The sequence below is a fragment of the Clostridium sp. genome (assembly GCF_036643715.1).
In the GTDB taxonomy this organism is placed as follows: domain Bacteria; phylum Bacillota; class Clostridia; order Clostridiales; family Clostridiaceae; genus Clostridium.
Window position 1 is genome coordinate 1 of sequence record NZ_JAVXRL010000087.1, and the last position, 5,919, is coordinate 5,919.

6 protein-coding genes and 1 riboswitch are annotated in these 5,919 nt (G+C 27.5%); of the genes, 2 read left to right on the top strand and 4 right to left on the bottom strand.

All coding sequences use genetic code 11. The annotated features are described in order from the left end of the window. Positions 1-90: 90 nt before the first annotated feature. From RSF37_RS14660 to RSF37_RS14675, 4 genes are read right to left on the bottom strand one after another with little or no spacing between them, the layout of a single operon-like run. Entirely contained in the window at positions 91-417 is a 327-nt protein-coding gene (locus tag RSF37_RS14660) for a CGGC domain-containing protein (RefSeq protein WP_332565122.1), read from the bottom strand. A 17-nt stretch (positions 418-434) separates the two neighbouring features. After that, complete coding sequence (locus RSF37_RS14665) at positions 435-1,193, bottom strand: ABC transporter ATP-binding protein (RefSeq protein WP_332565123.1); 759 nt, start codon at positions 1,191-1,193, stop codon at positions 435-437. 5 nt (positions 1,194-1,198) lie between these two features. Further along, positions 1,199-2,254 (bottom strand): FecCD family ABC transporter permease, encoded by a 1,056-nt coding sequence (locus RSF37_RS14670; protein WP_332565124.1) that lies wholly within the window; start codon positions 2,252-2,254, stop codon positions 1,199-1,201. Between the two features lie 20 nt (positions 2,255-2,274). Further along, complete coding sequence (locus RSF37_RS14675) at positions 2,275-3,315, bottom strand: ABC transporter substrate-binding protein (protein ID WP_332565125.1); 1,041 nt, start codon at positions 3,313-3,315, stop codon at positions 2,275-2,277. Between the two features lie 129 nt (positions 3,316-3,444). Further along, a riboswitch (cobalamin riboswitch) is annotated at positions 3,445-3,644 on the bottom strand. 115 nt (positions 3,645-3,759) lie between these two features. On the opposite strand from RSF37_RS14675, the gene RSF37_RS14680 reads away from it, so the two are divergent. Both RSF37_RS14680 and RSF37_RS14685 read left to right on the top strand, forming a co-directional pair. Next, complete coding sequence (locus tag RSF37_RS14680) at positions 3,760-5,421, top strand: MutS-related protein (RefSeq protein ID WP_332565126.1); 1,662 nt, start codon at positions 3,760-3,762, stop codon at positions 5,419-5,421. Between the two features lie 191 nt (positions 5,422-5,612). Beyond that, positions 5,613-5,765, top strand: a complete 153-nt coding sequence (locus tag RSF37_RS14685) for a zinc-ribbon domain-containing protein (protein WP_332565127.1) — start codon at positions 5,613-5,615, stop codon at positions 5,763-5,765. Positions 5,766-5,919: the final 154 nt, after the last annotated feature.

Sequence of the window (5,919 nt, forward strand, 5' to 3'; positions counted from 1 at the left end):
CACGGAAGAGCTTTCAAAGGATTATTAGACAGATACTTCGCTTAAGAAGAAATATAAAGACTCATAGCAATTGCTATGAGTCTTTTTTGATTATTTATGACTTCCGTGAATTATATTGAAGCCTTCTTTTCTTAATATGATTTCATGCTTATCATAATTATCACATTCTACATCTATACATTTTGATATGTGGATAGTTTTAACGTTATTTTTTTTAAGTTGAGCTATTTTATGTTTCCAATTTTCAGAAGTTGTCATAGTATCATAACAACCAGAACAATAAAAGAAGCTACTTAAATCTTCTTTATTATCTCCATATATTTTAAATGCATCTGTAGAGTTATTGTAAGCTTTAAAGCAGCCTGTTCCTGAACATTTATTCATAAGTTTTCTACAAGCCATTATAGCTATAGCCATATTATCATTCCTTTTTATTAATTTATTTTAAAAGTTATATACATAGGAGTCGTATCTTTATGTATAATTGAATCTACTTCATAAACATCTTTTATTAGTTCTTTTGTAAGAATTTCCTCGGGTTTTCCGGAACTTACAATATTGCCATTATGCATAACATATAGCTTATCACAGTAAGCTGTAGCTAAATTTAAATCGTGAAGTGCTAAAACAACAGTTATATCTAGTGACTTTACTACGTTTAATATTTGTAGTTGATGTTTTATATCTAAATGATTAGTTGGTTCATCTAATATAAGTAAATCTACTTTTTGTGCTAGTACACGTGCTAAAAGAACTCTTTGTTTCTCACCACCTGATAATGTTGAAAAACTTCTATCGTAGTATTCTAACATATTTACTTTTTCTAATGAATCTTGAACAATTTTATAATCGTCAAGTGAATCACCTTCCAAGAAACTTTTGTGAGGAGTTCGTCCCATAAGAACTATATCTTTAACCTTTATATCAAATGATATATTATTAAATTGGCCAAGTACTCCAAGTTCTTTTGCTACATTTTTAGGAGACATACTTAATAAATCTTTACCGTTAAGATACATAACACCAGACTTTGGTTTATATATTCTATATATAGTTTTTAAAAGAGTGGATTTTCCACTTCCGTTAGGGCCTATAATTCCAACAAATTCATTTTTCCCTATATTAATAGATACATCTTTAACTATAGGTTTTCCATCTAATTCAACATTTAACTTTTCTGCATTTAGCTTCATCAATATTACCTCTCTCCAAAAGTATAAGTACGCTTTATCATTATATACATAAAGAAGGGTGCACCTATTATGGCTGTTATTATACCAATAGGCATTTCCATGTTCTTTAAAATTATACGGGCTAGAACGTCTGCCCATATTAAAAATATTGATCCAATTAACATAGACACAGGTAAATTTATTTTATGGTCAGTTCCAACTAAACTTCTTGTAATGTGTGGTATTACAAGTCCGATAAAACCAATGATACCACAGCTAGCAACTAATACACCTGTAAGTATTGATACTATAATTAAATAAATCTTTCTATATTTATGGAGGTCTATTCCAAGTGTTATTGCAGATTCATCACCAAGTAACATTGCATTTAATACTCTAAATTGTGTTACAAAAAATAATGTAGCAATAGTTACTGTTATAAATGGTACTAATAAAGTTTCCCATGTGCCAGAAACTAAGCTTCCCATAGTCCAGTCAGCTGCAATACGAGCTTGACCGTTATCATTAGTCATATATATTAATAAACTAGAAAATGCTGAACATATTAGATTGACAACAATACCAGATAAAATTAACTTAACAGGCGTTATTCTTCCACCTATACTTGAAAGTCTAAATACCATCATAGATGCAATTAAAGCTCCTAAAAAAGCACAAAATGATACTGAAAAATAATTACTTGATATTGAGACAATACTAGGTGCCATAAGCATTGCAAAGGTTGCACCTAATGTTCCACCAGATGATATACCTAATATATATGGATCAGCTAATGGGTTTTGCACAGTTCCTTGCATAATAACTCCACCTAATGCAAGTCCCATACCAACTATTGAAGCAAGTAGAACTCTTGGAAATCTAATTTGCCATACAATATCAATAAAGGATGGATCTATATTATTTTCAATACCTGAAATCCCAAGGGCTTTATGAGTAATTATTGTATATACATCATAAGCTGGTATTTTAACAGCGCCAATAGAAACTGCCAATATTATACTTACGAGGAGTAGTATAATTAAACCAATGACAATAACAAAATTTTTTCTAAATAAATTCATTTAAATCATCTCTCACTTAGTTATTTGTAAAGCTCAGGGTATAATTCTTTAGAATATTGTTCTACAGCATCAATTACACGTACACCACCTGCCCATGTTTCTGCAAGGCCGGTTACAATAATATTATTATTCTTAACTGCAGTTACATTTTTAAGTGCTTTATTATCAGTAAATACTTTTGATAAGTCTTTAGTATTACTTTCTTTTCCATCACCAGAGTGAATATATATAATAGCATCTGGATTAGCTGCGACTATTCCTTCTGTACTCATAGTGCCGGATTTTTCTTCAATATTTATTGCCCCAGCTTTTTCTACCATATTACTAACTAAATCATTCTTTCCATATACTCTAAATTGACCATCTTTACTTTCTTCTAATATTAAAACTTTTTTCTTTTCTTTTAATTTAGAAGTTTTATCTTCTATAGTATTTAGTCTAGTTTTTATATTATTTACATACTCGTTTGTTTTATCTTGTATATTAAAGATTGTCCCTATATCATTTATATCTTTATATAAATTATCTACAGTGTAATTACCAACAGTCTTTACTGTGTTTCTTTGAACAAGAGTATTAATACCTCTATTATGCCATTCATTTACATCTCCTAAAACTTTAGGTGCAAAAACACTTTTCCATCCGAATATTAAGTCAGGTTTCATTTCTAAAACTTGTTCTTTAGTTGGATATTTATCTGATAAAACCTTTACTTTGCTATATTGGTCTTTTAATCTATCTAAAATTGGGTTATCAAGATAGCAAGTACCAACTAGTTTATCACCTAATCCTAAATCAAGCATAAGTTCAGTAGCTGTTTGATTTGTAGTTACTACTCTTTCAGGTGCTTTTTTGAATGTTTCTTTTATTTCTTTTCCTTCATTGTTATAAGTTGTTATTGTAACTGGATAATGAGAATTCCCATTATCTTTACTGTCTGAAGTATTAGTATCTTCTTTTGCTTGATCATTTTTATTATTTCCTCCACAAGCAACTAGTGACATTGTTAAAGTTAAAGCTATAAGTACTAATATTAATTTTTTGAATCCTTTATTTTTCATATGTTTTCATCCTTTCGATTATAAATTTAAAATAAAAAAGACTCTTTAACTACTAGTAGTTAAAGAGTCATAAATATACATATAAAAGTTTAAGTATAAAAAATGACATCTCTCTATGCTCCGTAGAGATACTTCTAGAAAAAATAGGCAGGTCTTCTGACTTAAGTATCAACATTTTTTAAAAACCTTCCCATATTAATATAGTGGCACAACTTTTAAAAAACTACTCTATTACAGCGGCGGGACCGTGTGGGGATTTCACCCATTACTTCCCTTTTAATCAAAATATATAGTCAATATATATCTGAACCTATTTCTTATTTATATTAATTTGTAAATATTCAGGTTTATGTTAACATACATTAAATCTGAATGTCAATGAATATACATATTCAAAAAAGTTCCATTAAATGGTATGATATTTTAAAAGGAGGAGTTTGATTAATGATATATTTATACATAATTGTTGGAATAATTTTGATTGTTATTAGTTATATTTATGAATATTTTAAAAAAGTAAAAAAGATGAAAGAGAATATTAAAGAGTCTTATGGGAAAAAGGTAAACATAAAGAAAAATAAAACTGATACTAAATATGCTTCAAATTATTTTAAAAACTATAAAGATGATATGGACTATTATGTTGATGATATTACGTGGAATGATCTTAGCATGGATGAGTTTTTCTTATCTATAAATAATACAAGGACATCTATCGGTGATGAATTTCTTTATTCAATTTTTAGAAACTTATGCTTTGAAGTGAGTGAGCTTAAAATTAGAGACAGTTTAATTGAATTCTTTAGAGGGAATTGTGAAGATAGATTTAAGATTCAATTGATATTAGCTAAATATGGTAAAAATGAAAGTGCAAATGTATCTTTTTATTTTAAAAATCCAAAAGAAGTTCCTAAAAGTAGAATAGTATTACTAAGATTTCTTCAAATAATACCATTTATATTTATGTTTGCAGCTTTTTTATTACCACCATTAGCTTTAGTAGCGCTTATATGTTTAGGATTTAATATGTGGATACACTCAAGACTTAAAAAATATAAAGGCTATGAAGTTGATGATTACATGTATTTACTTGGAATGACTAATGTAGCTAGAAAAATATATTCACTTAACTTAAATGAAATTAATTCGAAATTTCCAAATATAAAAGAAAATTTACATAATATAAAACATGTAAAAAATACTTTTATTGATAATTCACCAATGGAAACTAGGGGAGAGACTGGTATCCTTTCTGAGTATATGAATATGTTTTTACTTAAAGATGTAATTAAATATGAAAAGATTTGCAAAGTAGTAATGAATCATCCAAAAGATTTCGAAGAGATTTTTAAATACATAGGGTTAATAGATTCTATGATTGCAGTAGCTTCATATAGAGAGGCTGTTTTAGATTGCTGCATACCAACATTTGTAAAAGATAATAAATTTAAGTTTACTGAAATTTACCATCCATTTATAAATGATCCTATAACTAATGATTGTGATATTAAAAGGTCTATCCTTATAACTGGATCTAATGCATCAGGCAAATCAACTTTTTTAAAGACTGTAGCATTAAATGCAATAACAGCACAAAGTATTTATACTGTTTTCGCTAAAGAGTACGAAAGTGATTTTTTTAGAGTGTATAGCTCAATGGCACTTAAAGATAGTATATTTACTAAGGAAAGTTATTATATGGTAGAGATAAAATCATTAAAACGAATAATTGACTCTATTGAAGGAAAATTTAAAGTACTTTGTTTTGTAGATGAAATATTGCGTGGAACAAATACTGTAGAAAGAATTGCAGCTTCTTCAGAAGTATTAAACTATTTCTCAACAAGTAATAACTGTATTTGTATTGCAGCAACACATGATATTGAACTTACTCATATATTAGAAAAGTGTTTTGATAATTATCATTTCCAAGAAGAAATTGAAAGTGATGACATAAAATTTGATTACAAAATTTATAAAGGAAGATCAGAAACTAGAAATGCTATAAAAATACTTGAAATAATAGGTTATGAAAATGATATAGTAAAAAGAGCTGAGAAACTAGCTGAAGACTTCATAGAAACAGGAGTTTGGAAAGAATTTTAATTAAAGTATTTTAAAAAAATGAAAAAAATTCTAAAAATTTCTAGAAAAAACTTGCTTATTAGAGTAATACCTGTTACTATAGATATTGTAGCAATACAAAAAAATAAATTGATTAAAGATAATTAGATTATAACTTTCTCCTTTTAGAGAATTTATAACTTGAATTAAGTCTTTAAACAGGAGGAATTAGAATGGATAAAACATTAGTATGTAAAGATTGCGGTAAGGAATTCATCTTCTCAGAAGGAGAACAAGCTTTCTACAAAGAAAAAGGATTCGATAACGAACCAGTAAGATGCCCAGATTGCAGAAGAGCAAGAAAGCAAGAAAGAAACAACAGATAGTAGTTTCTTTTAAATAAAGGATGTAGTGTAAACTACATCCTTTTAATTTTGTAAAAAATACGTTTATATATAATTTAAGTTAAAATCTTATTAATAATTTTATTAATAATTTTATTAAAGTTTATAATAAAAAAAACTTGATTATTGTTCATAT

Coding starts and splice junctions, on each gene's coding strand:
- RSF37_RS14660 (WP_332565122.1), bottom strand. CDS start 417: ATGGCTATAGCTATAATGGCTTGTAGAAAACTTATGAATAAATGTTCA.
- RSF37_RS14665 (WP_332565123.1), bottom strand. CDS start 1,193: ATGAAGCTAAATGCAGAAAAGTTAAATGTTGAATTAGATGGAAAACCT.
- RSF37_RS14670 (WP_332565124.1), bottom strand. CDS start 2,254: ATGAATTTATTTAGAAAAAATTTTGTTATTGTCATTGGTTTAATTATA.
- RSF37_RS14675 (WP_332565125.1), bottom strand. CDS start 3,315: ATGAAAAATAAAGGATTCAAAAAATTAATATTAGTACTTATAGCTTTA.
- RSF37_RS14680 (WP_332565126.1), top strand. CDS start 3,760: ATGATATATTTATACATAATTGTTGGAATAATTTTGATTGTTATTAGT.
- RSF37_RS14685 (WP_332565127.1), top strand. CDS start 5,613: ATGGATAAAACATTAGTATGTAAAGATTGCGGTAAGGAATTCATCTTC.